The sequence below is a fragment of the Tolypothrix bouteillei VB521301 genome (assembly GCF_000760695.4).
GTDB lineage: Bacteria > Cyanobacteriota > Cyanobacteriia > Cyanobacteriales > Nostocaceae > Scytonema > Scytonema bouteillei_A.
Map to the genome: position 1 here is coordinate 5,406,352 of NZ_JHEG04000001.1, position 23,494 is coordinate 5,429,845.

Annotated in this window: 17 protein-coding genes and 1 pseudogene; 12 read left to right on the forward strand and 6 right to left on the reverse strand. The window is 40.9% G+C overall.

Annotated elements, in window-relative coordinates:
• The first annotated feature begins 41 nt into the window (after positions 1–41).
• On the forward strand, positions 42–4,676 hold the full coding sequence (locus HC643_RS21780) for an nSTAND1 domain-containing NTPase (RefSeq protein ID WP_038088680.1): 4,635 nt from the start codon (positions 42–44) through the stop codon (positions 4,674–4,676).
• Positions 4,677–4,692: 16 nt separating this feature from the next.
• Here HC643_RS21780 and HC643_RS42615 read toward each other — a convergent pair whose 3' ends face one another.
• The 3 genes from HC643_RS42615 to HC643_RS41500 are packed head-to-tail and all read right to left on the reverse strand — an operon-like array spanning position 4,693 to position 7,984.
• Positions 4,693–4,962 (reverse strand): WD40 repeat domain-containing protein, encoded by a 270-nt coding sequence (locus tag HC643_RS42615; protein ID WP_237265920.1) that lies wholly within the window; start codon positions 4,960–4,962, stop codon positions 4,693–4,695.
• Positions 4,866–6,563 carry a WD40 domain-containing protein gene (locus HC643_RS41495; protein WP_237265921.1) on the reverse strand — a complete coding sequence of 566 codons (1,698 nt, stop codon included), beginning with the start codon at positions 6,561–6,563 and terminating at the stop codon, positions 4,866–4,868. The genes HC643_RS42615 and HC643_RS41495 overlap by 97 nt, the downstream gene beginning before the upstream one ends.
• A 47-nt stretch (positions 6,564–6,610) precedes the next feature.
• Entirely contained in the window at positions 6,611–7,984 is a 1,374-nt protein-coding gene (locus HC643_RS41500) for an NB-ARC domain-containing protein (protein ID WP_237265922.1), read from the reverse strand.
• A gap of 284 nt (positions 7,985–8,268) precedes the next feature.
• Here HC643_RS41500 and HC643_RS21790 point away from each other — a divergent pair, with 284 nt between their 5' ends.
• Both HC643_RS21790 and HC643_RS21795 read left to right on the forward strand, forming a co-directional pair.
• Positions 8,269–8,535: a ribbon-helix-helix domain-containing protein gene (locus HC643_RS21790; protein ID WP_038088690.1), complete on the forward strand. Its 267-nt coding sequence runs from the start codon at positions 8,269–8,271 to the stop codon at positions 8,533–8,535.
• Positions 8,532–8,834: a type II toxin-antitoxin system RelE/ParE family toxin gene (locus HC643_RS21795; protein ID WP_038088692.1), complete on the forward strand. Its 303-nt coding sequence runs from the start codon at positions 8,532–8,534 to the stop codon at positions 8,832–8,834. The genes HC643_RS21790 and HC643_RS21795 overlap by 4 nt, the downstream gene beginning before the upstream one ends.
• Positions 8,835–9,045: 211 nt before the next feature.
• On the opposite strand, the gene HC643_RS21800 is transcribed toward HC643_RS21795, so the two are convergent.
• Positions 9,046–10,512: an NB-ARC domain-containing protein gene (locus tag HC643_RS21800; protein WP_050045304.1), complete on the reverse strand. Its 1,467-nt coding sequence runs from the start codon at positions 10,510–10,512 to the stop codon at positions 9,046–9,048.
• Positions 10,513–11,137: 625 nt separating this feature from the next.
• Here HC643_RS21800 and HC643_RS21805 point away from each other — a divergent pair.
• The 8 genes from HC643_RS21805 (at position 11,138) to nspC (ending at position 20,197) form a co-directional block, all read left to right on the forward strand.
• Positions 11,138–12,109: a CobW family GTP-binding protein gene (locus HC643_RS21805; RefSeq protein WP_038088695.1), complete on the forward strand. Its 972-nt coding sequence runs from the start codon at positions 11,138–11,140 to the stop codon at positions 12,107–12,109.
• Between the two features lie 18 nt (positions 12,110–12,127).
• Positions 12,128–13,186: a WD40 repeat domain-containing protein gene (locus tag HC643_RS21810; protein ID WP_038088698.1), complete on the forward strand. Its 1,059-nt coding sequence runs from the start codon at positions 12,128–12,130 to the stop codon at positions 13,184–13,186.
• 87 nt (positions 13,187–13,273) lie between these two features.
• The gene (locus HC643_RS21815) at positions 13,274–13,516 is read left to right on the forward strand and encodes a hypothetical protein (protein WP_038088725.1); all 243 of its coding nucleotides are present in this window, start codon (positions 13,274–13,276) and stop codon (positions 13,514–13,516) included.
• A gap of 149 nt (positions 13,517–13,665) precedes the next feature.
• Positions 13,666–15,894, forward strand: a complete 2,229-nt coding sequence (locus HC643_RS21820) for a GAF domain-containing sensor histidine kinase (protein WP_167844732.1) — start codon at positions 13,666–13,668, stop codon at positions 15,892–15,894.
• Positions 15,895–16,099: 205 nt separating this feature from the next.
• Positions 16,100–17,104: a metal ABC transporter solute-binding protein, Zn/Mn family gene (locus tag HC643_RS21825; RefSeq protein ID WP_038088731.1), complete on the forward strand. Its 1,005-nt coding sequence runs from the start codon at positions 16,100–16,102 to the stop codon at positions 17,102–17,104.
• A 174-nt stretch (positions 17,105–17,278) separates the two neighbouring features.
• Positions 17,279–17,548 (forward strand): HNH endonuclease, encoded by a 270-nt coding sequence (locus HC643_RS21830; RefSeq protein ID WP_038088734.1) that lies wholly within the window; start codon positions 17,279–17,281, stop codon positions 17,546–17,548.
• Between the two features lie 294 nt (positions 17,549–17,842).
• A complete protein-coding gene (locus HC643_RS21835) occupies positions 17,843–19,039 on the forward strand; it encodes a saccharopine dehydrogenase family protein (protein ID WP_038088738.1) in 1,197 nt (398 codons plus the stop codon).
• Positions 19,040–19,045: 6 nt separating this feature from the next.
• Positions 19,046–20,197, forward strand: a complete 1,152-nt coding sequence (gene nspC / locus HC643_RS21840) for a carboxynorspermidine decarboxylase (RefSeq protein ID WP_038088741.1) — start codon at positions 19,046–19,048, stop codon at positions 20,195–20,197.
• 228 nt (positions 20,198–20,425) lie between these two features.
• On the opposite strand, the pseudogene HC643_RS21845 reads toward nspC, so the two are convergent.
• Together HC643_RS21845 and HC643_RS21850 are read right to left on the reverse strand one after the other, a co-directional pair.
• Positions 20,426–20,977: pseudogene (locus tag HC643_RS21845) on the reverse strand (AAA-like domain-containing protein); the annotation flags it as partial.
• Positions 20,978–20,989: 12 nt separating this feature from the next.
• Positions 20,990–21,952 (reverse strand): aldo/keto reductase, encoded by a 963-nt coding sequence (locus HC643_RS21850; RefSeq protein ID WP_038088746.1) that lies wholly within the window; start codon positions 21,950–21,952, stop codon positions 20,990–20,992.
• 478 nt (positions 21,953–22,430) lie between these two features.
• Here HC643_RS21850 and HC643_RS21855 point away from each other — a divergent pair, with 478 nt between their 5' ends.
• The gene (locus tag HC643_RS21855) at positions 22,431–23,441 is read left to right on the forward strand and encodes an SDR family oxidoreductase (RefSeq protein WP_038088747.1); all 1,011 of its coding nucleotides are present in this window, start codon (positions 22,431–22,433) and stop codon (positions 23,439–23,441) included.
• The last annotated feature ends 53 nt before the right edge of the window (positions 23,442–23,494 follow it).

Below are 23,494 nucleotides of genomic sequence, written 5' to 3' on the forward strand. Positions count from 1 at the left end.
TCTCTACTATACAGACACAACGTTAATAACAAGGTAAAAAGATGATGAAACAATATGCAGTCATTATTGGTATTAATGATTACCGTGAACGTCCTTTAAAAACTGCGGTTAATGATGTAAAAAAAATTGCGTCTATCTTACAAGAAGACTACGGCTATGAAGTTAAAGAGATTTTAGATAAAGACGCGAATTTGGCAAGACTGCAAAATCTACTTTCAGAACTTAAACAACAACAATTCCCTGGTACTACAACAAAAATTCAGTCTGACGATCGTTTTTTATTTTATTTTGCTGGACATGGTAAGGCTAATAATGCGCCAGAAGGAGAGATGCGTCCAGAAGGTTTTCTCATACCTCAAGATGCCAATCTTTTAGATACAGATAATCAAAAATTTTTATCAATGAAAGATTTGCATGATGCTTTGGAAAATTTACCATGTCGTCATGTGCTAGTCATCCTTGACTGCTGCTTTTCTGGTTCTTTCAAGTGGGCATCTAAAAGACCTTGGTATCAAAAAAGTTCTTATAAAATGTATCACGAACTTTATCAGCGTTTTCTTAATAGTTTTGCTCAACAAGTAATTACTTCAACTGCTCATAATGAAGAGGCAGCAGATGTAATCAGTCTTGGAAATCGTGGGGAAGATAAAAATCAGAAAATAGGCTCTCATTCTCCTTTTGCTTATCGATTAATTGAAGGATTAACAATTGATAACGATAGAGCTAAGGCAGATTCTTCAAAAAGCGGTGTACTTCTTGCAAGGGAGTTACATACATATATTCTTGAACGAATGCATATACCTAAACATCAGCAAACACCTGGTTTGTTTGAGATGAACAAGCATGATAAAGGTGAATACCTCTTTGTTATTAAAGGATTTACACCTCAAAAGTTACCAGACGCTATAGAATTAAATGAGCATACTAATCCTTACAAAGGGTTACGTTCATTTGAAGTAAAAAAAGAAGATACTAAAAGATTCTTTGGGAGAACAGAACTAATCAATCAATTAGCTGATATTGTTGAAAAGCAAACTTTTACAATTGTATTAGGTGATTCTGGATCGGGAAAATCTAGCCTAGTGCAAGCAGGATTAATTCCTAAATTATGTCCTCAAGAAATTGGAGAAACTCCAAATTTAAGTAGTAACAATCACAATTGGATTTACCTTGGTTCAATGCGTCCTGGAGATTCTCCTTTTCAGGCTTTGTACAAAATACTAGACCCGCAATCTTCCACCTCCACTACACAACAGGCGGAAACTCAGAATAAATTTGTTCAGTTTTTTGAAAATCTACTAATTGGACTGAATCTGAAACAGAACAACTCAGCAAATGTTCACTCTTCTCAACCTCCTTCTATGCATAGAGCATTAGAAGCGTTTAATGTTTTAAAGGATAGGCTTAAGGCTAAAAGTCAGCAAGACCATAATTCTAAGATGATCTTAGTTATAGACCAGTTTGAAGAATTAATAACTTTCAGCAAAAAGGAAGAGAAAAAGAAAAAAGACGAGACAGAACAAGATAAATTTATCAGTCAACTTAGTAAAATTATCGGAAACAAAGACTATTCAGAATACTTACGTGTGGTACTGACATTACGTTCAGACTTTGAACCGCAGTTTAAAGAAAAAGAAGGATTGAAGGATTATTGGAGTGAAAATTCACAATTTTGGGTTACACCCATGGATCGTCAGCAATTGCGAGAAGCAATTGAAGAACCAGCAGCACAAAAAGTGGTATTTTTTGAGTCTCCTGAGTTAATAGACAAGTTAATTAATGAAGTGGCAGATACGCCTGGAGCTTTGCCTTTACTTTCCTTTACCTTAAGCGAGATTTACCATAAATATTTAGAAAGTGCAAGAGAAGACAGAACTCTCACTAAAGATGATTACAACAGCCTTGGCAGTGTTAGGAGTTCAATAACCAAGAAAGCTACAGAAGTTTATAATAATTTGTGTGAAAAAAAAGAAAAGGGTGAAGAAATTAACGAAAACATGATTCGTTATATAATGCTGCGAATGGTATCAGTAGAAGGAAACGAATTAGCTCGCAGACGGGTAAGAAAAGAGGAATTAATATATCCAAAATCAGTTAATAAATATGTTGATTTAGTAATTAATGAATTTGTTAATGCTCGGTTGTTAATCACTGGACTAGATGCCAACAACAAAGAATGTGTAGAACCTGCTCATGATGAGTTAGTGAGGGGATGGTCTCAATTGCAGCAATGGCTGAACCAGGAGAAAAAAGAACATTTGGCTATTCAAAGGCGTTTAACTGATGCTGCTTTTGATTGGAAGGAAAAACAAAGAAAATCACAGCTTCTTTGGAATGGTAGTCCTTATTTAGAGGTTTTAAAAAAAGAGGTACTGAACGATGAAACTCACAACTGGTTAAATCAGTTGGAAACTGAGTTTGTTAAGTCTAGCATCCGGCAAAAACACTTGAATACAAACTTACGAAGGGTCGTTGTAATTGGTGTAATTGGGTTAATTACCCTTGCTGGGATCTTTGGGCGAAATAAAGAAATAGAGCAAATCCGTGCTTTAACAGCGTCCGCGAATACGGACTTGAGCGTAAATCGAGAGTTGAATGCTTTAATAAGCAGCCTACAAGCTGGAAAGAAACTCAAACAGTCACGCTTGTTGCAATTTTTTCAGCCAGATACACAACTACAAAACACATTAAATTTAACATTGCAAAAAGCAGTTGAGCGAGTTAAAGAACGCAATATTTTAGTATTGTCGCCAGACGAAATAGATAAAAATGATATAAAAGTGATTTTCAGCTCTGACGAGGAATTACTAGCTATTGTTAAAAAGCCTTATTCGGAAGATGGTAACACTGTTCTGGATAGTACGGTTGACTTGTGGAGCCGTTCAGGTAAACATCTTCAAAAATCATTCAAGATACCTAAGTTGTTAGACGTCAGTTTTAGTTCCAATAGCCAACAACTGGTTGCCATTAGCACTGACAATACTATTAGCTGGTGGGATTTGGAAAGCAATCAGAAGAGTCAATCGCATACATTATTTAACACCAAATCACCTATATTTAAGAGTGTGGTAGAAAAAGGGCTTTCTTCAGCAAATGTAATGATTGATTCCAATAATAGGCTGCTTGTGTCGGTTCAAGAAGAGAATTCCATCGTCCGTTTGTTTGACTTTAAGCAAGGAAATTTGTTAGCTAAATTCAATAAGCCAAACGCTCCTGGTAGCGAATATTATGCGGCTTTTAGCCTTAACGGCGAATTACAAGCTACTATTTCCAATAGCGGCACTGTCAGCTTATGGGATTCAAAGGGCAAAAAACTAGACGACATCGGGGGATGTAGAATTTTAGTTCAAGACAGCACACCAATGACAAATGTTAGTATTAGTCCCGATGGCAAGCTTCTTGCTACTGCTGCATTTGAAAATGGAAACGGCATCATTTGCTTGTGGAATTTAAAGAGCAAGCAGTTAATTAAATTTAGGGGCAATCAAGGTCTAATCAACAGTGTCAGTTTTAGCCCTGATAGCAAACAATTAGCTACTATTGGAAGAGATGGCACTATTCGCTTATGGGAAGGTTGGGAAGGTCAACCCCTAGTAGCAGTCAAAGGACAAAATACGGTTACTAGCGTTAGCCTTAGCCCTGATAACAAGCTAATAGCTACTGGTGAAGAAGAAGGCACTGTCCGTTTGTGGAATTGGAAGCTGCAACAAAAACCAATCCGCGAATTCCCACTTCAAAATTCAGGCCAAATTTGGGGTTTGATTTTTAGTTCTGATGGTAATTTACTGGCTACTGGTAAAGAAGATGGTACTATCAGCTTATGGGATTTGAGGAAGTCGAACAACCAGCAACCGTTAGCTCGATTTACCGGACCAGCACTTAGCGTAGGTTCTGCTAGTTTTGCTCGAGATCCATTATGGACTTTTGGCTTTAACAAAGATAACAACTTGCTAGCTACTGTTGACTCTCATACTTCTAATAATGCTATTGTCTACCCGTGGAATGGGCAAACTCCACAAAATCCGACCATACTCTCTCGAAATTTGCCAGAGTATGATGTCAACAAAATCCGTAGCGTCAGTTTTAATCCTAATAGTAGCTTGCTAGTTACTGGTGACTCACACGGCGAGATAAGTTTTTGGGACTGGAAAAATAAGCAGAAACTGCCAACGAAATTTAAAGAACATAGAGATGGGGTGAACAGCGTGATTTTTAGTCATGATGGAAGTATGCTGGCTACCGCCGGAAACGATGGCATCGCCCGCTTATGGCTAGATTTAGTAAATTACAAGTTTTTAGAATTAAAAGGACATATCTACGGGATTAATCAGGTAATTTTTAACTCGAAGAATAATTTAGTAGCAACTGCTGGAAGAGATGGTACGGTTCGTTTGTGGAACTTGAATGGTCAGCAGTTAGCAGAATACCAGATAGATCAAAGTAATCGTGATTACTGGGTTACAAGCATTAGTTTTAGCCCGGATGGTAAGCAACTAGCTGCTGTAGGACAAGATACTACAAGAGGGTCGTGGCAAGCTAAGATGTGGCAGGTTGAAGGATTAGATGAGTTGATGGTAAGGGGTTGCAATTGGGTGCGTAGCTATCTTGAGAATAATCCCAATGTTAAAAATGGCGATCGCAAGCTTTGTAATGACATTCCCGATAAACGCTCTTAGAGGTCAACAATACAACCTACCTTACACCCTCCACAGCCCCCAAAGCTAAGAGTGCTGCTCTCTGTGCTGCTGTTAACCCAGTTACACCCGCAATATTCATACCCTCATAAAGACGATCGCTTCTCAATACTTTTGTACATTCCCCAGTATCTACATCCCAAAGCCTCATCGTCTCATCCGTACTACCACTTAATAAGGTACATCCATCCGGACTCCAAGCAACAGACCAAACCTCATTAGTATGTCCTTGCAATATCTTAAGCACGTACCTTGCTGCACATCCCATAACCTTACAGTACCATCCTGAGAGCCACTTGCTAAAATGCTACTATCATGACTCCAACATACTGACCACACGCGATGGGTGTGACCGCGCAACACCAGGCAGCACTCATCTTGCTGCACATCCCATAAATAAATTGAACCGTCATCGCTGCCACTTGCCAAAGTTCGATTATTTGGAGCAAAACTGAGTGTCAACAATGCGTGATTTGTATCATACTTTAACACCTTGAGGCAGGTACCAGTTTGGGAATCCCACAGGCGAATGGAACCGTCAAAACTGCAACTTGCTAAAAGCGTAACCTCTGGATTATGACTTAAATCTGTTCTGGGTGCATAACTGACTCCACTGACCCAAGAAGCATGACCTTGCAATACTTTTAAAGTTTCACCCGTCGCAACATCCCACACTCTCACTGTACAATCATGACTGCCACTTGCGATCAGGCGAGCATTTGGACTCCTAGATACATCCCAAACTCGATTGGTATGACCGCGCAACACTCTTAAAGCTTCACCTGTCTGGATATCCCACAATCGAACTGTACCATCCGAACCGCCACTGACTAAAAGTTGTGAGTCTCGATCGCTAGCATAGCTTGTGGGTGCATAGGAAAGTCCCACGATTCCACGCTTGTGCCCCTGAAACTTAGTCATTAACTTACCATTATCGACATTCCACAATCTCACATTAGAATCATCACTACCACTAGCAATCGTTTTACCATCTGAACTCCAAGCTACCGATCGCACGGAATGACATTGCCCCTGTAATACTTTAAAACATTTACCCAATTTTTCATCCCAAAATCGCACGCTAGAGTCGTGGCTACCACTGGCAATTGTCTTACCATCTGAACTCCAAGCCATCGAATAAATTGCACCTGTGTGTCCCTGCAAAATTTTGAGACACTCACCAAGTTGTACATCCCACAATCGAACAGAAAACTCAGAATCGTCCCCAGTTGCAATCTGACGACCATCTGGACTCCAAGCGATCGACCAAATCGGTGCAGTGTGCTCTTGTAAAACTTTTAAGCTGTTACCTGTTTGAGTATCCCACAATTGAACAGCATTATCATCACTATTACTTGCCAAGATATTGCCATCGGGACTAAAAGTAACAGTTGATGTCAAACTATGATGCCGATGCCCTTGAAGTGTTAAAAGGTTTTGATAATCCGACGTGCGGCGTAAGTAAATGTATCCATCAATGTCACTTATGGCTAACAATTTGCCATTTGGACTAAATGCTACTGACCTCACACTAGTTAGCTTTTCTGTAAATACACAGCGTTCGAAAGCGGAAGAATGGAAATTAGCTCCAGCCAGATTTACACGCCGTAAGTCTGCTTGCCAAATTGCTAAATTTGAGAAGTTATACCCCCGTAAATCTACTTGCATATGTGCTAGCAAATTAACAAGATTACCCCCCACATATCCTGCTAGTATTGCGGCTTGATGTCTTTGCTGCTCTAGTACACCCTGCAACTTTTGTATAAGTAATTGTTGACTGCCTAATTCCATGAGCAATTGCTCGAGCAAGGGTTGTATAATGAGTTGCTTTTGTGTCTCCCGAATGTAATCTTTAGCTGTTGCCTTCATCAAAGCATGGCTCTGGAATAGAGGAGTAGGGCATTGGTTTTCTAACCCTACGCCCGATGCCCGATGCCCAATACCCCATTCCCTAATTTCTTGACACGATCGAGCAATCGCTGTGTGGTATATTCCATCACCACTGGTTGTAGGAAGAAATACTCTTCGCTTTTTTCAACCAATGAGCGTCGTAACAGGGATTTGATTGCTTGCGGTAATTGACGCTTAGAAGCAGATGTCACTATATCCTCAGCTAACTCAGCGAGAGAGACTGGCTCTCGATGAATTGCCAGCCAATACATGACTTCCTCTTGCACCATCGACAAACGGTTGAACTGGGATTCCAACAAATCGCCGATGTCCTCAAAAATCCATATCCCCTGTTGCACATAGTCCAAAACCGAAGCAATCTTACCGTTAAAAAGCTCTTGGGTTCCAGATGCCACCATCTTCAGTGCTAGAGGATTGCCCCCATAATGCTCGATAAGTACCTGCCAATCTCGTTCTGTACCCGCAAATTGTCCTTTTTGCTCGAATAACTGCCGTCCCTCAGTAGGATTTAATCCCTTCAGTTGGAGCGATCTCACTCCTGTTTTCTCTCCTTCTAACGGTATCATTTCTCTTGGTTTTTCTCTAGAAGTCAGCAGGACACAACTCCTATGAGGAACTTCCCTAAGGCATTTGAGTAAGCGATCGTACCCTTCGTACCCAGGACGGCATTGCCCTGCGCGATCGCCACTTAATAAAATCGTCTCCACATTGTCTAAAATCAACAGACAACGATGGTTCATCAAACATTCCATCAGCTTTGATACTTTGCCATCAAAACTTTGAGCGATCGCTATTTCTTTTCGCAACGCCCACAGCAAGAATTGCAGTATGCTCGTTAAAATCTCCTCTACTGGTGGGGCATTTTGCAGGCTTCGTCGGCTTCGCCACACCACTACCTCAAATTCCGTTTGAATTTCTAGCCCTAACTTAACTGCTAAAGTACTTTTGCCAATACCACCAATTCCTAACAACGCCACTAAACGACACTGTTCTTCTAACACCCATTCCCGTAGTTGCACCAGTTCCACAGAACGACCATAAAATACAGAGACACTCGGTGCTTCTCCCCAATCATACTGTGGATAAGCGCCTCGCACTTCCAATTCATTGGGAGGGTTTGGTCGGGTATAGTCTTCTTCACACAACTCCAATCCAAAAGCAGCAAAAGCAGATTGCAACGAACTTTTATCTATCGGTTCACTGCGCCCCTGTATCCTGGAGACAGTGTGCAACGCTAAACCCATGCGCGAACTCAGTTCCTCTAAAGAAAAGCCTAATTGAGCATTATCAGTCAAATCGGCTTTAGTAATGGATGCTTGAAGTTTATCCCAGCCTTTGAGGGTGAGGATAAAACCTCGGCTTCGTCTGTTCTGTTTCATAAACGTCACCTAGAACGGAGTAGATGCATCTTAATAGAGCTTTTGGGTAAGTTTGGCTTTGAGATACACAGCTACTGAAGCGTATTAAGCAGCCTTACAAAAAATGGGGTTATATAATATATAATAGCCAAAAACTACTGACGGTTTTGTTGAGAAAAAAACAACCCCAGGATTAGCAAAGAAAATATTACTATCAAAGTTCCGTCTGAGGTTGTTGAAGTTTACCGTAATGCGACGGTGTTAGAACGTCAAAAAACAGAGCCAATCTACAATAATTAAAAATTATGAACATCCAACTTAAGCCCGAAGAAGAGCAATTTATTCAAACACAAATTGCTGGAGGTAAATACGACAATCCAGAAGCAGTTATTAGTAAAGCACTCAAACTATTGAGGGAGTGGGAAAAAGGCTATCAAAATTGGATTGAAGAAACCCGTCAAAAAGTAGAAGTCGCTGCAGAACAGTTAGAGAGAGGTGAAGGTATTGACGGGGAAGTTGTAGTTGAGCGACTGCGGGAGAAATTGCGTAAAGCGAGAGAAAATCAAGGATGAAACAACACATTATCTCTCCAGCAGCCAATCAAGATTTGGAAGAAATTATTGATTATTTTACGAGCCGTAATATTGATACTGGGGAGCATTTTATTGATGAGTTTAATAAAAAATGTAAGAATCTTGCAAACTTCCCCAACATGGGACGCAGTTATGCTAACATTAAGGATTATTTGCGGGGTGTGCCTTTAAATGGTTACATTATTCTTTACCGAGTTACAGATAATGGAATTGAAATTTTACGTGTAGTAAGCGGTTATAGAGATTTAGAGTCTTTATTCGCAGAGGATGATGATTAACCAGGTGGACTTTGTTTGTATAGCGGCGAATTCTATTCGTCTCAATTATTTTCTTCCCAAAGTGATAAGAGAGCGGTAGGTAAGCGGGAAAAAACAAAACTATGTAAAGGTGGGTAAACACGGCTAACACCCTTACAAATAACCAATGACTTTTGACCAACGACGCTCCTGACTAGTTAACTTTAATTGTGCTGACTTACTTAGGAATTGCTCAAGCAACGGTTGCTGTAGGAGTTGCTTTTGAGTTTTCCGAATGTAGTCTTTGGCTATTGCTTTTATCAAAACATGGGTTTGGAAGAGGGGAGTGGGGAGTAGGGGTTTGAATGTTCTGCATGAGTGAGTCCTTCCTTTCTTGACTAACCCGTTCAACAAATCGCTGTGTGATATGTTCCATCACTACTGGTTGCAGGAAGAAATGCTCGTCGCTTTTTTCAACTAATGAGCGTTGCAATAGGGATTTGATTGCTGAAGGTACGAGACGTTTTAAAGAAGATGTCACTATATCAGAAGTTAACTCGGCGAGAGAGACTGGCTTGCGATGAATTGCCAGCCAATACATCACTTCCTCTTCCACCACCGACAAACGGTTGATTTGACATTCTAACAACTCACTAATATCCTCAAAAATCGATACTCTCTGTTCCACGTACTCCAAAACCGAGGCAATCTTACCGTTAAAAAGCTCTTGAGTTCCAGCAGCTACCATCTTCAGTGCTAAGGGATTACCTCCATAATGCTCGATCAGCTTTTGCCACTCTTGTTCTGTCCCCGTGAATTGTCCTTTCTGCTGGAATAACTGTTGTCCTTCGGTAGAACTTAATCCCCCCAATCGCAGACATTTCACCCCTGTTCGCTCTCCAACTAATGGTGCGATCGCTCTTGGTTTTTCTCTAGAAGTCACCAAAACACAGCTCCTATGAGGTGTTTCCCCAAGGCATTTGAGTAATTGAGTGTATCCTTCGTACCCAGGACGACATTGCCCCACCTGACCACCACTACATAAAATTGTCTCTACATTGTCTAAAATCAACAGACAACGGTGATTCATCAAACATTCCATCAGCTTGGATACTTTACTATTAAAACTTTGAGCGATCGCTGTATCGAGTCGCAACCCCCACAGCAAAAATTGCAGTATGCTCGTTAAAATCTCCTCTACTGGTGGCGCATTTTGCAGGCTTCGCCACACTACCACCTCAAATTCTGTTTGCATTTGTAGCCCTAACTTAACTGCTAAACTACTTTTGCCAATACCACCGATTCCTAACAACGCTACTAAACGACACTGTTGTTCTAATATCCATTCCCGGAGTTGCACCAGTTCAGCAGAACGACCATAAAACACAGAGACATTTGGAGCTTGTTCCCAGTCATACTGCGGACAAGCTCGTCGCACTTCCAACTCATTAGGAGAGCTTGGTTTAGTATAATCCTCCTTACACAACTCCAACCCAAAAGCAGCAAAAGCAGATTGCAACGAACTTTTATCTACTGGTTCCAAACGTCCTTGTATTCTAGAGACAGTATGCAGTGACAAACCCATGCGCGAACTCAGTTCTTCTAAGGTAAAGCCTTCTTGAGCATACTCGATCAACTCGGCTTTAGCTTTGGCACCTTGAAGCTTATCCCAGCCTTTAAGGGTGAGAATAACACCTCGGCTTCGTCTGTTTTGTTTCATTAATGTCACCTAAAACAAAGTAGATGCAGTCTTAAGCGAGGATAATAGAAGGAGATAGTTGAAAGACAATAATTTTGTCTTGACAAATAAAATACACTCTGATAATGAGCCTATTTTATTTGAGCTAACTCTTCTACATAACTTACTAGGTGAAGCCAAAGCTTACTTATGCACCAACCACTCTGTCGAACAGTTTACTCTCCCACAGGAGCCAAAGCTTGTTGGTATAGTTGTTGACTGATGTATGTACCGTGGGCTTATTTATAATTAATGGTGTAGTTTTATGAAAAATCAAGTCTATAATTCCTGTTTCGCTCCCGCAAACGGGTTTCATTATATTTGAAACTAGAGATATAATGTTTTCTCAAATCGGCGCTCAGGTTTCAATCCCGCAAACGGGTTTCATTTAATTGAAATTGTTACAATACCTAGCCCAGATAAATTTTGCCATTTTTGCCCAGAACGCGAACTTTTGCTACTTCCAACGCCTATCTCCCACCCATGTATGTTCTTTCGCTTCTAAAACTGTTCGGAAATCTTGGCAGAGCTAGGTAAACTATAAAGGAAAAAAGATTAAAATAATTAAAATGATTATCTTAATCGTACATTAAGAGGCGCTAAAGGCATGGTAGCTGACGCATTAACAGATTCAGTTCCCGTTACAGTTCTGACTGGCTATTTAGGAGCGGGTAAAACAACACTTCTCAATCGCATTCTAACTTACGAACACGGTAAGAAAGTCGCCGTGATCGTGAATGAATTCGGAGAAGTGGGTATTGATAACCAACTGGTTATTGACGCAGATGAAGAAATTTTTGAAATGAACAACGGTTGCATCTGTTGTACGGTGCGTGGCGATTTGATTCGCATCATTGGTAACTTGATGAAACGTCGCAATCAATTCGACCATTTGGTTATTGAAACCACCGGGCTTGCCGATCCCGCACCAGTCATTCAGACATTCTTTGTCGATGAGGATATGCGGGACAAGCTAAATTTAGATGCTGTGGTAACGGTGGTAGATGCCAAACACATTTGGCAACACTGGGATGCTGATGAAGCACAAGAGCAAATAGCCTTTGCTGACGTGATTTTATTAAATAAAGTCGATCTGGTATCACCAGAACAGCTTGAGGAATTAGAAAAGCGGATTCGGGGGATGAATGTTATGGCAAAAATCTACCGAACCCAAAATTCAGAGGTATCCATGGACGCTTTGTTAGGCGTACAAGCCTTCGATCTCGATCGCGCTTTAGAAATTGACCCAAATTTCTTAGGTGAAGATGCCCACCAGCACGATGAGAGCGTATACTCTATTGCTTTGGTAGAACAAGGCGCACTTGATGGCGAGAAGTTAAATAATTGGTTGGGAGAGTTACTGCGTACCCAAGGACCAGATATCTTCAGAATGAAAGGCATTTTAAACATTGCTGGTGAAGATAACCGCTTTGTGTTCCAGGGAGTGCATATGCTATTTGAAGGCAAACCAGACCGCCCTTGGAAACCGGGCGAAACTCGAAAAAACGAACTCGTCTTTATTGGGCGCAACCTTAATGAAGCCCAACTCAAGCAAGACTTTCTTGCTTGTAAAGCGTAGACTGGGGTTAGTAAAATCATGAACAGCTCGTCCTTACAATCCAAGGATTTTGAAGAACAATATTCTGGGACACTTGCAGATTACGTTACGGCGATCGCTTGGTCTCCCCAAGGGACTGTTTTTGCCGCCACTTCAGCAGCAGGGGAAGTTGTCCTTTGGCAAGATGGGGACTTAACAACCTTGCAAACTCAACGAGGTGAATCAGTCGATTGTCTTGCCTTTTCTAAAGATGGACAATTTTTAGCGGTCGGGGGACAAGATGGTAATGTTAGGATTTGGCGAGACAAAGAACTCATCGCCACTTTAGAAAACGCCCCCGCTTGGGTAGATAGACTTGCTTGGAATCCTACCAACCATCTCTTAGCTTTCAGCTTGGGACGTTACGTGCAAGTGTGGGACGCTGACACTCGCGAGGTAGTCGTTACACTCAATTTTGAGAATTCTTCTGTGTTGGGTATCGATTGGCGCTGTGATGGCAACTATCTTGCCACTAGTGGCGATCGCGGTATCAAAGTCTGGAATTGTCAAAACTGGGATAACGAACCCCACATTCTAGAAATTCCATCTGCTAGCTTGGCTATGGCGTGGTCGCCTGATGGCAAATTCCTTGCCTCTGGTAATATGGATCGCACCATTACTGTTGTAGAATCTCAGCTATTAATATCAGGTAACAACCCCGAACCTTGGATTATGAGGGGTTTTCCTGGGAAAATCCGCCAACTTGCATGGTCGGAGATCGACACCCCAGTTGCACCTCTGCTGGCATGCTCGAGCGTTGACGGTATAGTTGTTTGGGAAAAGCAAGCTGATGATTCTGAAGGATGGGAAGCAAGGGTTTTAACCAATCATGTCGATATTGTGCAGGCAATTGCCTTTGCACCCAACAGCTTTTTACTGGCTTCAGCTGGTGCTGATGGATGGATTTGTCTGTGGAAAAACGCCAAGCAACTTTCAGACATTCTTACGGGTGCATCATCTGAGTTTTCTTGTTTGGGATGGCATCCGCTAGGTAAGCAATTAGCTGCAGGTAGTAAGTACGGTGAATTGCTTGTTTGGTCAAAAGCCTCTCCTGTTTAGGATTTGGGCGCGGCTAACCTAGAGAATGACTATCAATTATAACTTGCTTATACTGTATCTAAAGAGCATACCCCAGAACAGCAATTTATGAAAGCAGCCAAGTTAATTTTGCTAGCCTCTCCCATGTTTGTTTCTTCTATGTTTTTAGTGGCAAATCAAGCAGAAGCAGCAATTGTGCCATCTGCACTTAATCAATCTGATTCTGAGGTGGTAGTATATAATACTACTCAAGAGTCGAATCCTATTTTAGATGGGCTCGGTTGCAAATGTTCCAGTTGCACCCAAACCAGACAGGAATTCCTTCAAGGCAAGTTACCTTCCGTTCGTTAATTCTTCTGGTTTTCAGGCTGTGCCTGGAAACCAGAGTGCAAGCGCGTGTAAGGGAACAAAATTAAGAATAGTTGAAAGATGTTATTCACGCTTCTGGTGTGGGAATACTGCTAATAGCGAAACCCTTTACATTCGGCAAGCAGTAAATTATGACCGTTCCATCAGTACAAGACAACTCTTTTATTGTAGATAGAGAAAGCTTACTGCGCCGCATTACCTATAGAATTCGTCGATCGCTCAATCTTCAAGAGATTCTCAACATTACAGTAGCAGAACTCGCTTCTTTTTTAAAGACTCATAGAATAAAGATTTATAAATTTCATCCGGATGGTAGCGGACAGGTGATAGCTGAATATATACGCGAGCAAGGTTTACCATCTCTTCATGGGTTAAATTTTCCTGCTGATGATGTCCCTTTATCTTCTCGAGAACTGTTTATTAAAGCTCAAGTGCGAGTGGTGGTAGATGTTGATGCTTGTCAGATCGGTCAAAGCATCTTGAGAGATCCAGAAACAGGAGAGTTTGTGTATGAGGAATTGCGCTTTCGCCCTGTCGATCCTTGCCATGCTGAGTATTTAACAGCAATGGGAGTCAAAAGTTCCTTAGTTTTACCTATCCTGCATCAGGAGCAACTTTGGGGATTGCTGGTATCTCACCATGCTGAATCGCGTATGTTTTCAGAATACGAACTGATGGTGGTTCAATTAGTGACAGATCAGCTTTGTATTGCGATCGCTCAATCTATTTTACTTACAGAGGCTCAAGACAAAGCTCGACGTGAAGCTGTTATCAATCGTGTTGCCATGCTACTCCACTCTCAGTCCGCTATAGAATTACAAGCCGCATTAGAAGAAACTGTTGACGCATTTGGAGGATCTGGTGGTCGGTTGTGCTTTAGAGCGGAAGCCTTAGAACTTGAGAAGAATTCTGCCAAAAGCTTTGCAGAGTCACTAGCAACAAAAAGAGATGCTATCCGACTCTACACCTGTGGAGAGCAACCTGTGACACACAAAGTTACCAAATATCAGATGTTAGAGGAGTACCACGTCTGGCAAGAATATTTTAAATCCAATCACAATCGGGTTTGGGCAATTTCAGACCTTCATCTTATTTCTAGCTTACGCAATCTACAGCCCTTATTTGAATCAACGAAAATTCGCAGTCTGTTAATAGTACCGCTTTCATACCGCCAACAAGAAGTTGGGTATCTCAGCATTTTCCGCAACGAATTTGAAACTGATATTCTATGGGCAGGACAGTTCGATCCTGATGAGAGGCAACTTTACCCCCGCCAATCATTTGCTGTTTGGAGACAATCCGACAGACTGCAAATTCAACAGTGGAGAACCGTTGAGATTGAACTCGCGCAAACACTAGCAACTCACTTTGCGACTGCTATTCAGCAATATGAAATGTGCCATTCACTTGAAAGGCTCAATAGCAATTTAGAACAACAAGTTCAAGAACGCACGGCTAAACTACAACAAACAGCCGAACAATTAGCTCAAGCAATTCATAAGTTACAAGCCACACAAACCCAACTTGTCCAACGCGAGAAAATGGCTAGTCTGGGACAACTTGTTGCAGGAGTGGCGCATGAAATTAACAATCCCGTGAATTTTATTTATGGCAATTTTATTCATATTGAAGAATATGTGTACGATCTGCTGAGATTACTGGAACTCTATCAAAACCAATTTCCCAATTCAGATTTAAAAATTCGCGAGATAGCAGAAGACATAGATTTGGATTTTATTGCTCAAGATTTACCAAAAACCCTATCTTCCATGAAGATAGGCACGGATCGCATTCGGCAAATTGTTTTATCTTTACGAAATTTTTCCAGACACGACCAAGCAGAAATTAAACCTGTTGACATTCATGAAGGGATTGATAGTACTTTATTAATTTTACAACATCGATTGAAAGGTAAATCAAATAGATATCCTATTGAAGTGATTAAAGAATATGAGAATTTACCTTTAGTAGAGTGCTATGCAGGACAACTCAATCAAGTGTTTATGAATATTTTGGTCAATGCTATTGATGCTCTTGAGGAGAAATATAGCGCAAGGGACATCACACAGGAGCAAAATTCTCTGTTTTCAATTCCCAAAATCCGTATTTCTACTAAACTTGTTGATAATTATGTTAAAATTACTATTGTAGATAACGGTCCGGGAATCGACGAATCTATCAAAAATCGTTTATTCGATCCCTTTTTTACAACTAAAACTGTTGGTAAAGGCACAGGGTTGGGGCTATCTATCAGTTATCATATCGTTGTTGAAAAGCATCAAGGCAAACTTGAGTGCTTTTCTAGTCCCACTCAAGGAACAGAATTTGTTATTGTGATTCCACAACAGCAAACCTTATAAAAGATAGCTTTGGAAAATAACTTCTGTACTAAATATGCACGGCTGTTATAGTATATCATTTTCTGCTAACGACTTATAAGTTAATTGGTTTGTAGTCGATCTAGGCGCGTTCGCCGCTTTTGCACAACACAGGCAAGACAGCACAACTACAAACGGAATATAAGTGTTTATCCGAACATGATATGAGTGAAAATAAGAAGTTGTTATGACAAAAAAATTACTATTAACCCAACCCCTACGAACTTTCCTTATTGCTCTTACTATAGGATTCTTTGGGTGTAATAATCCAAGTCAACTGACAAACATTTCATCGGCTAACACTCCTGCATCTGACGAACTCACCAACAAGCTCCCCAAAGTTGTAGCAACGACGAGTATTTTGTGCGATTTAACCAAACAAATTGCACGAGACACAGTAAAGTTGACTTGCTTGATACCCTCAAATTCCAACCCTCTGGTTTATGAACCAAAACCAGAAGACGGCGATGCGATCGAGCAAGCTCAACTCATTTTATACAATGGATACGATCTAGAGCCAAATTTGGTTCAACTTATTAGAACCCGTAATAATTCAGGGCTGAGAGTAGCAGTTGCTCAACGAGCTGTTTCCAAGCCAATAAAAGTTAAGGTAGAGAAAACAACGCTAGCTAACCCTTACGTTTGGCATAATGCCAAAAATGCTATCGGTATGGTTGATGTTATCAGCCGTAATTTAGGTAAAACAGTTCCTGAAAATGCATCCTTGTATAAGGACAACGCACAGAAACTAAAACAAGAGTTAAATCAGTTAAATACTTGGATTTCTGAAAGAATTGAAAGTATTCCTGAAGACCACCGTAAATTGATCGCCACTCGTAATGCTATGGCTTACTATGCTAAAGCATATGATATGGCTTATGCAGTTGTGTTAAGAGGTTCAAATCCTGATGGAATGCCAACTCCTAAGCGGACAAAAGCCCTAGCTAAATATATTAGAAAAAATCAGATACCAACAATTTTTACAGAAACAACGAATAATAGCAATGCGGTAGCAACAGTTGCCGAACAAGCAAATGTAAAAATATCAGAAAGGCAATTATTTGTTGATAGCTTGAGTGAACCTGGAACTGAAGCAGATACTTATCAAAAAATGATGGTTGCCAATACGCGGACGATTGTAGAAGGATTGGGAGGGACATATCTAATCTTTGAGCCAACTCCTACAAAGTAAAACAAATGTAGCAATGGCTACTTTACATTATTTTCTGATATGGCAATCCTATTTGAAATCCAGACAAGGGAGACAAGGGAGACAACAGAGACAAGGAGGAGGTGGCAAAATCATAAGTAATACGTAATAATACAAATAGCTCAATCGCAGTAAATTGAAGGATTAATCGGAAGCATGACTTGCGAGTTATGTGACAGAGAAGTGGACAAGTTAACAGTTCACCATCTCGTTCCCAGACAGAAAAAAGGCCATCACGGTCCAAAAATCAACATTTGTTCTGCGTGTCATCGACAAATTCATACGTTGTATGACAACACGTGCTTAGCGCAACAGTTAAACTCACTAGAGAAACTGAAGCAAGAACCGCAAATGCAAAAATTTCTTTCTTGGGTTGGCAAACAAGATCCTGCTAAACGTGTCAAAGTACATCGCAAGAAAAGCTAGTACATGAAGGCTGATACACTGTCGGCTTTCTCACGATTTACAATGGGGTTTTTATTTATGCCGTCTTGTACTAGGGTAATTGTCTCTGTGTCGAAATGCTCAACTTCAACCGCTAGCGGTAAACGCATCTTTTCGATGTATTTCACGCAAGTATCATAAGTTTCAGAAAGTGTCATTCCATCATTGGGAATAGAGACCATCTTACAACATTTATATTGATGAGCGCTTTTTACTTCATTGACTTAAAATCTGCTATAGGTCCGTTATTAGCCAAATGTAGTGCAAGGAGAGAATATGGCAAGAGTCATGATAGTGGGAGCCGGTGGTGTCGGTAGGGTCGTTGCTCACAAATGTGCCGCACAACCAGAATTTTCTGATATTCTGTTAGCAAGCCGCACGCTGGCAAAGTGCAATCAAATTGCTAAAGATATCAATTCCCCGAAAATAACCACTGCTGCCTTAGATGCAGATGTTGTAAGTAATACGGTTAAACTCATTCAAGAATTTCGCCCCGAAATTCTGATTAATGTAGCGCTTCCTTATCAAGATTTAGCCTTGATGGATGCTTGTCTTGAAACAAAAGTCAATTATCTCGATACGGCTAACTATGAACCTCCTGATGTCGCCAAATTTGAATATAGTTGGCAATGGGCGTATCAAGAACGGTTCAAAAATGCTGGAATTACAGCAATTCTTGGTTGTGGGTTCGATCCTGGAATGACAGGAATTTATACCGCCTATGCCTTCAAACACTATTTTGATGAAATCCACTATTTAGATATTATTGATTGTAATGCAGGCAGTCACGGACAAGCTTTTGCCACCAATTTTAATCCAGAAATTAATATTCGTGAAATTACACAAAATGGTCGCTATTATGAAAACGGGCAATGGGTAGAAGTACCTGCTCTTTCCGTTCATCGCCCAATTGATTACCCAGAAATAGGGTTTCGAGAATCTTATCTCTTGTACCATGAAGAGCTAGAATCTTTAGTAAAAAATTTTCCTACAATTAAAAGGGCGCGTTTCTGGATGACATTTTCAGAAAACTATATTACCCATTTGCGAGTTTTAGAGGCTGTAGGGATGACACGAATCGATCCTGTTAATTATGAAGGGACACAAGTCATTCCCCTCAAATTCCTAAAAGCAGTTTTACCGGAACCTTCTTCTCTCGCCGAGAATTATACAGGACAAACTTCTATTGGTTGTCATATTCGCGGATTAAAAGATGGAAAAGAACTTCAATATTACATCTATAACAATTGCGATCATGCGGCATCATATAAAGAAGTAGGTTCTCAGGCAATTTCCTATACTACAGGTGTTCCGGCAGTAGTTGGTGCATTAATGTTAGTACAAGGACTATGGAAAAAGCCTGGAGTATTTAATGTAGAAGAGTTCGATCCAGATCCCTTTATGGAATTGGTAGCAAAACTTGGTTTACCCTGGCATGAAGTCATCAATGGAGACTCACCCTTTGAGGCGTAGTTTATAATGACCCAAACTAGCGATTTATTCAAAAATATCCCTTCGCCCTGTTTTGTATTGGAAGAGGCACTTTTAGAACGAAATCTAGCTATTTTTGAAAGATTGCAACGAGAAGCCCCTATCAATGTATTGCTGGCATTAAAGGGGTTTTCTCTGTTTCATACTTTTCCCATGATTCGTAAAACGCTTCAGGGTGTATCAGCAAGTTCACTATGGGAGGCGCAATTGGGGGCGGAGGAATTTGGCAAGGAAGTTCATGTCTATTCCCCTGCTTATCGAAATGAAGATTTACCTCAGATTTTACCCCTAGCTTCTCATATAACCTTTAATTCGATGACGCAGTGGGAAAGATTTGCACATATTATTGCAACATCATCGTCTCATCTGTCGATAGGCTTGCGGATTAACCCTGAATATTCCCCAGTCAAAACCGCGCTGTATAATCCTTGTATGCCTAATACACGTCTTGGGATATCACAAAATCAGCTTGGAGATACTCTACCAAAAGGAATTGAGGGTTTTCTGTCTCACAATTTATGTGAAAGTGATTCTTATGCGTTGGAGAAAACCTTATTACAAATAGAACTGTTATTTGGGCGTTTTCTACCTCAATTAAAATGGCTAAATCTTGGCGGCGGTCATTTGATGACTCGTAAAGATTACAATGTGGAACACGCGATTGAGGTGATTAAGGCTTTTCACGATCGCTACCCCCATATTCAGTTAATTATTGAACCAGGTTCGGCGATCGCTTGGGAAACTGGGTTTTTACTCAGTACAGTGCAAGATTTAATTCCTACTCCTGCACTGATTAATGCTATGTTAGACATCTCTTTTACTGCTCATACACCAGATTGTTTAGAAATGCCCTATAAACCCGTAATTCGGGGAGCGCACGAGCCTCAAGACGGCGAAAAAGTATATCGCATGGGGGGAGCGAGTTGTTTAGCAGGAGATTTTATCGGAGATTATGCTTTTGCTGAAGATTTATCTATCGGCGATCGCTTAATTTTTGAAGACATGATGCATTATACAATGGTCAAAACTTCCATGTTTAATGGGGTGCTACATCCTTCCATTGGCACGATTGAGAAAGATGGTAGTTTCGTTTTATGGAGACAGTTTTCCTATCAAGATTATCGTGCTAGATTGGGATAACTTGCTACGCTCTGGGAGAACATCCCAATTTGGCAAAAACAAATTATTTGCAAGAGCTTAGTAGGGAAAATCTAAGCCAGTTAATTGGCTTAGATTGTTACAATACCGTTGATAATCTTAGCAAGTGCTCGCTGATAAGTGTACAAAAATATAAACAGTATTAAAAAACATCGATAATCTGAACTTGGGAAGATATTAACAATAAAATTAGGAGAAAAGATAAAATTTTTATGTACTACTTTCTTTCTGTTTTGTTTGTATGTGACAGTTGGGGTGTGGAAGGGAGGCTATATGCCACCGTCTTTGCGATCGCTCCCACCACTCCTGCAACCACTCCGCCGCCTGCTCCCGTTGTAAAAACTCTTCTAAAATGGCATGAGCGATCCCAATTCGTAACTTCTGCCAAACTGAAATGTCTTTTGTTTCCTCATACCAGGAACGCAACAGAACAAAAAAATCACTAGAGACTTCTGGGTACTCAAATAATTGGTCGATATCATCAAGTGCTAGAACCATAGGGTGAGAGAGTTCCTTCAGGAGATAGCCCTGAAAATAAATCGTGCTGTTAATCAAAGCTCCCATATCCTCTTCCCAGTAGTCATTTAATCTAGATTCCAAACCCAACTGCTGAGTGACATTTGTACAAAACCAGCGTAAGAAGCGATCGCTCGAAGCAAACACCTATATTTTGGCGTGATAGAAGCTAAGCCTCACTGTGTGATAATTCTGACTGCTCCTATAATTCAGAATTCGTGCGATCGGGGATGTCGTTCCCATCTTTCGAGGTGCTTTTTATGTTGGCATCAATTGCTGAAGGCGCTGTGGTTCCTCTCCAAGCCAAGCCGGATGCTGAGCGGTGCTGTCGAAAATGGATGAGGTTTTGAATGGCTCAAACTCCCCTCGTGCTGCTGCCTCTGCCGTTTTTGCTAACAACGATTCTACCTCATGCTCGTTCATTGTCTGGAATGTACGCACGGCTTCAAAAGCTTGCTCCAGAATATCCATGCTGTCAATTCCAGCGATTACTACCGATGTGGGCAAATTTAGAGCATAATGCAGACACTCAATTGGCGTTACAGTCTTTGACCGTAAAAGAATACCATTAGCCATACTTTTCATGCCAAGAACGCCGATGTTGTTTTTGACTAGTTCTGGCACAACTAACTTTGCAAAGCTTCGGTAGTGTGCATCCATTACATTCAGCGGCATTTGAACGGCATCAAATTTAAAACCGGAACTGGCTGCAACTTCAAGCATATGCAGATGAATGTGAGGATCTTTATGTCCCGTAAAGCCTATGTATCTGAGCTTACCAGCTTTACGCGCCTCAATAAAAGCGGCATTTGCTCCTTCTTCATCAAACACTCGATGCGGGTCTTCATACCTGATAATTTCGTGGTGCTGTACGAGATCGATGCAATCAACTTGAAGGCGTCGAAGCGATTCGTCTATTTGTTTTGCAGCTTCTTTCTTCGAGCGACCATCAATTTTCGTCATCAGGAACACTTTGTCTCGATAGCCATCACGCAGCGCTTTCCCCATGCGAATCTCGCTAACACCCCCGTTATAATCCCAGGAGTTATCCATAAAGGTGATACCGCGATCGATAGCTGTGCGAACTATACGTATACCCAATTCCTCATCAACGTACTTCAATCCAATGTGCCAACCACCCAGTCCGATCGCAGAAACCTTTTCTCCCGTGCTACCGAGAACACGATAAAGCATTTCTGAGTTTGACGTACTTTCTGACATCTTTGCTGATTCCACTTTCTGATATACTAGCTACTGATTAAATACATATAGCTATTAGTTAATTCAAACACAAAGAAATATTTCAATTATCTTTCTAAAGATACACTAGCTCTATAATTTACTATTTTAGACTTTTGAATTCCTCATTATGGTGTTCTCAAGCTCTGAAAATATATATTTAGCTATAAAATCTATCTTAGTATTGAGGCTAAATCATAAAAATTAAGCTTGCACATTAGACTTTTAATATATTTGCTAAATTTGTCAAGAAATCATCAAAAATAGCAATTAGACGAATGTTATAGGTTAAATAGATATACAGAAAATAGCGATCGATTGCTACTAATTTGTATTTGTAAATACAAATTTATTTTACATCTATCTACTTCTTTAATAAGAGGTTGGTTAAAGAGTTAGAAGTTAGTTTAGGAGCAAGTATAGGAATACTATATAAAGATTTCGTTGAAAGTAAAAAACTATGACTATTTCACTCAAACCCCTCCGCAACCAAGTTATTGTCATTACTGGTGCTTCCAGTGGAATTGGCTTAGTGACTGCTAGAATGGCAGCACAAAAAGGTGCAAAACTCGTTCTTGCGGCTCGTAATGAGGATGCGCTCCGTCAACTTACCGACGAAATTTGCAGCAAGGGAGGTCAGGCAATTTATGTTGTTGCTGATGTAGGAAAAGAAGAAGACGTTAATCGCATAGCCGATCGGGCGCTCGCAGAGTTCTCTGGGTTCGATACCTGGGTTAATAATGCTGGTGTGTCTATTTTCGGTCTCTGTACAGAGGTGTCAATACCAGATATGAAGCGCATGTTCGATACCAACTTTTGGGGAACCGTTTATGGCTCGCGTGCTGCGGTCAAACACTTTAAGGAGCGGGGGAGCAACGGAGCACTGATAAATATCGGTAGCTTTTTTGGCGATCGGGCAACACCCGTTCAGTCCACCTATTCAGCTTCAAAACACGCACTTCATGGCTGGACAGATGCTCTTCGGATGGAGTTAGAGGCAGAAAAGGCTCCAATCTCAGTCACGTTAATCCATCCCGGACGAATAGATACTCCATATAACGAGCACGCCCGCAGTTATATGCCCAAACAGCCTGCCCATCGCGGTATGATCTACCCACCGGAGGCAGTCGCTGAAGCCATTTTGTATTCAGCAGAGCATCCGAAGCGGGATATGTTTGTTGGTTTCCAAGCTAAGTTCTTCGCCGTACTAGGTGGCATATCTCCACGCCTGATGGATAAGTTAATGGAGATATGGATGTTTCCTTCTCAACAATCGGATCGCCCCTCGCGAGACAGAGAGGATAACGCCCTCTATCAAGCTGGTTATGGTATGCACGAGAGAGGAACGCATCAAGGATGGATTAGATCGGGTAGCATATACGTGAAAGTCTCAAAGTATCCAGTTTTTACAACTATAGCTGTTGCTGGTCTGAGTGTAGCTATTTGGTTACTGGCAACATCGGTTGTGTGAATGAAGAACTGCGAGCCGGGTATGGCTTGCGCTGAAGCGATCGCAATACTAAT

What these genes read in the sequence shown, in the direction of transcription:
- HC643_RS21780 (WP_038088680.1), top strand. Translation starts at nt 42, where the DNA reads ATGATGAAACAATATGCAGTCATTATTGGTATTAATGATTACCGTGAA.
- HC643_RS42615 (WP_237265920.1), bottom strand. Translation starts at nt 4,962, where the DNA reads ATGGGATGTGCAGCAAGGTACGTGCTTAAGATATTGCAAGGACATACT.
- HC643_RS41495 (WP_237265921.1), bottom strand. Translation starts at nt 6,563, where the DNA reads ATGAAGGCAACAGCTAAAGATTACATTCGGGAGACACAAAAGCAACTC.
- HC643_RS41500 (WP_237265922.1), bottom strand. Translation starts at nt 7,984, where the DNA reads ATGAAACAGAACAGACGAAGCCGAGGTTTTATCCTCACCCTCAAAGGC.
- HC643_RS21790 (WP_038088690.1), top strand. Translation starts at nt 8,269, where the DNA reads ATGAACATCCAACTTAAGCCCGAAGAAGAGCAATTTATTCAAACACAA.
- HC643_RS21795 (WP_038088692.1), top strand. Translation starts at nt 8,532, where the DNA reads ATGAAACAACACATTATCTCTCCAGCAGCCAATCAAGATTTGGAAGAA.
- HC643_RS21800 (WP_050045304.1), bottom strand. Translation starts at nt 10,512, where the DNA reads ATGAAACAAAACAGACGAAGCCGAGGTGTTATTCTCACCCTTAAAGGC.
- HC643_RS21805 (WP_038088695.1), top strand. Translation starts at nt 11,138, where the DNA reads ATGGTAGCTGACGCATTAACAGATTCAGTTCCCGTTACAGTTCTGACT.
- HC643_RS21810 (WP_038088698.1), top strand. Translation starts at nt 12,128, where the DNA reads ATGAACAGCTCGTCCTTACAATCCAAGGATTTTGAAGAACAATATTCT.
- HC643_RS21815 (WP_038088725.1), top strand. Translation starts at nt 13,274, where the DNA reads ATGAAAGCAGCCAAGTTAATTTTGCTAGCCTCTCCCATGTTTGTTTCT.
- HC643_RS21820 (WP_167844732.1), top strand. Translation starts at nt 13,666, where the DNA reads ATGACCGTTCCATCAGTACAAGACAACTCTTTTATTGTAGATAGAGAA.
- HC643_RS21825 (WP_038088731.1), top strand. Translation starts at nt 16,100, where the DNA reads ATGACAAAAAAATTACTATTAACCCAACCCCTACGAACTTTCCTTATT.
- HC643_RS21830 (WP_038088734.1), top strand. Translation starts at nt 17,279, where the DNA reads ATGACTTGCGAGTTATGTGACAGAGAAGTGGACAAGTTAACAGTTCAC.
- HC643_RS21835 (WP_038088738.1), top strand. Translation starts at nt 17,843, where the DNA reads ATGGCAAGAGTCATGATAGTGGGAGCCGGTGGTGTCGGTAGGGTCGTT.
- nspC (WP_038088741.1), top strand. Translation starts at nt 19,046, where the DNA reads ATGACCCAAACTAGCGATTTATTCAAAAATATCCCTTCGCCCTGTTTT.
- HC643_RS21850 (WP_038088746.1), bottom strand. Translation starts at nt 21,952, where the DNA reads ATGTCAGAAAGTACGTCAAACTCAGAAATGCTTTATCGTGTTCTCGGT.
- HC643_RS21855 (WP_038088747.1), top strand. Translation starts at nt 22,431, where the DNA reads ATGACTATTTCACTCAAACCCCTCCGCAACCAAGTTATTGTCATTACT.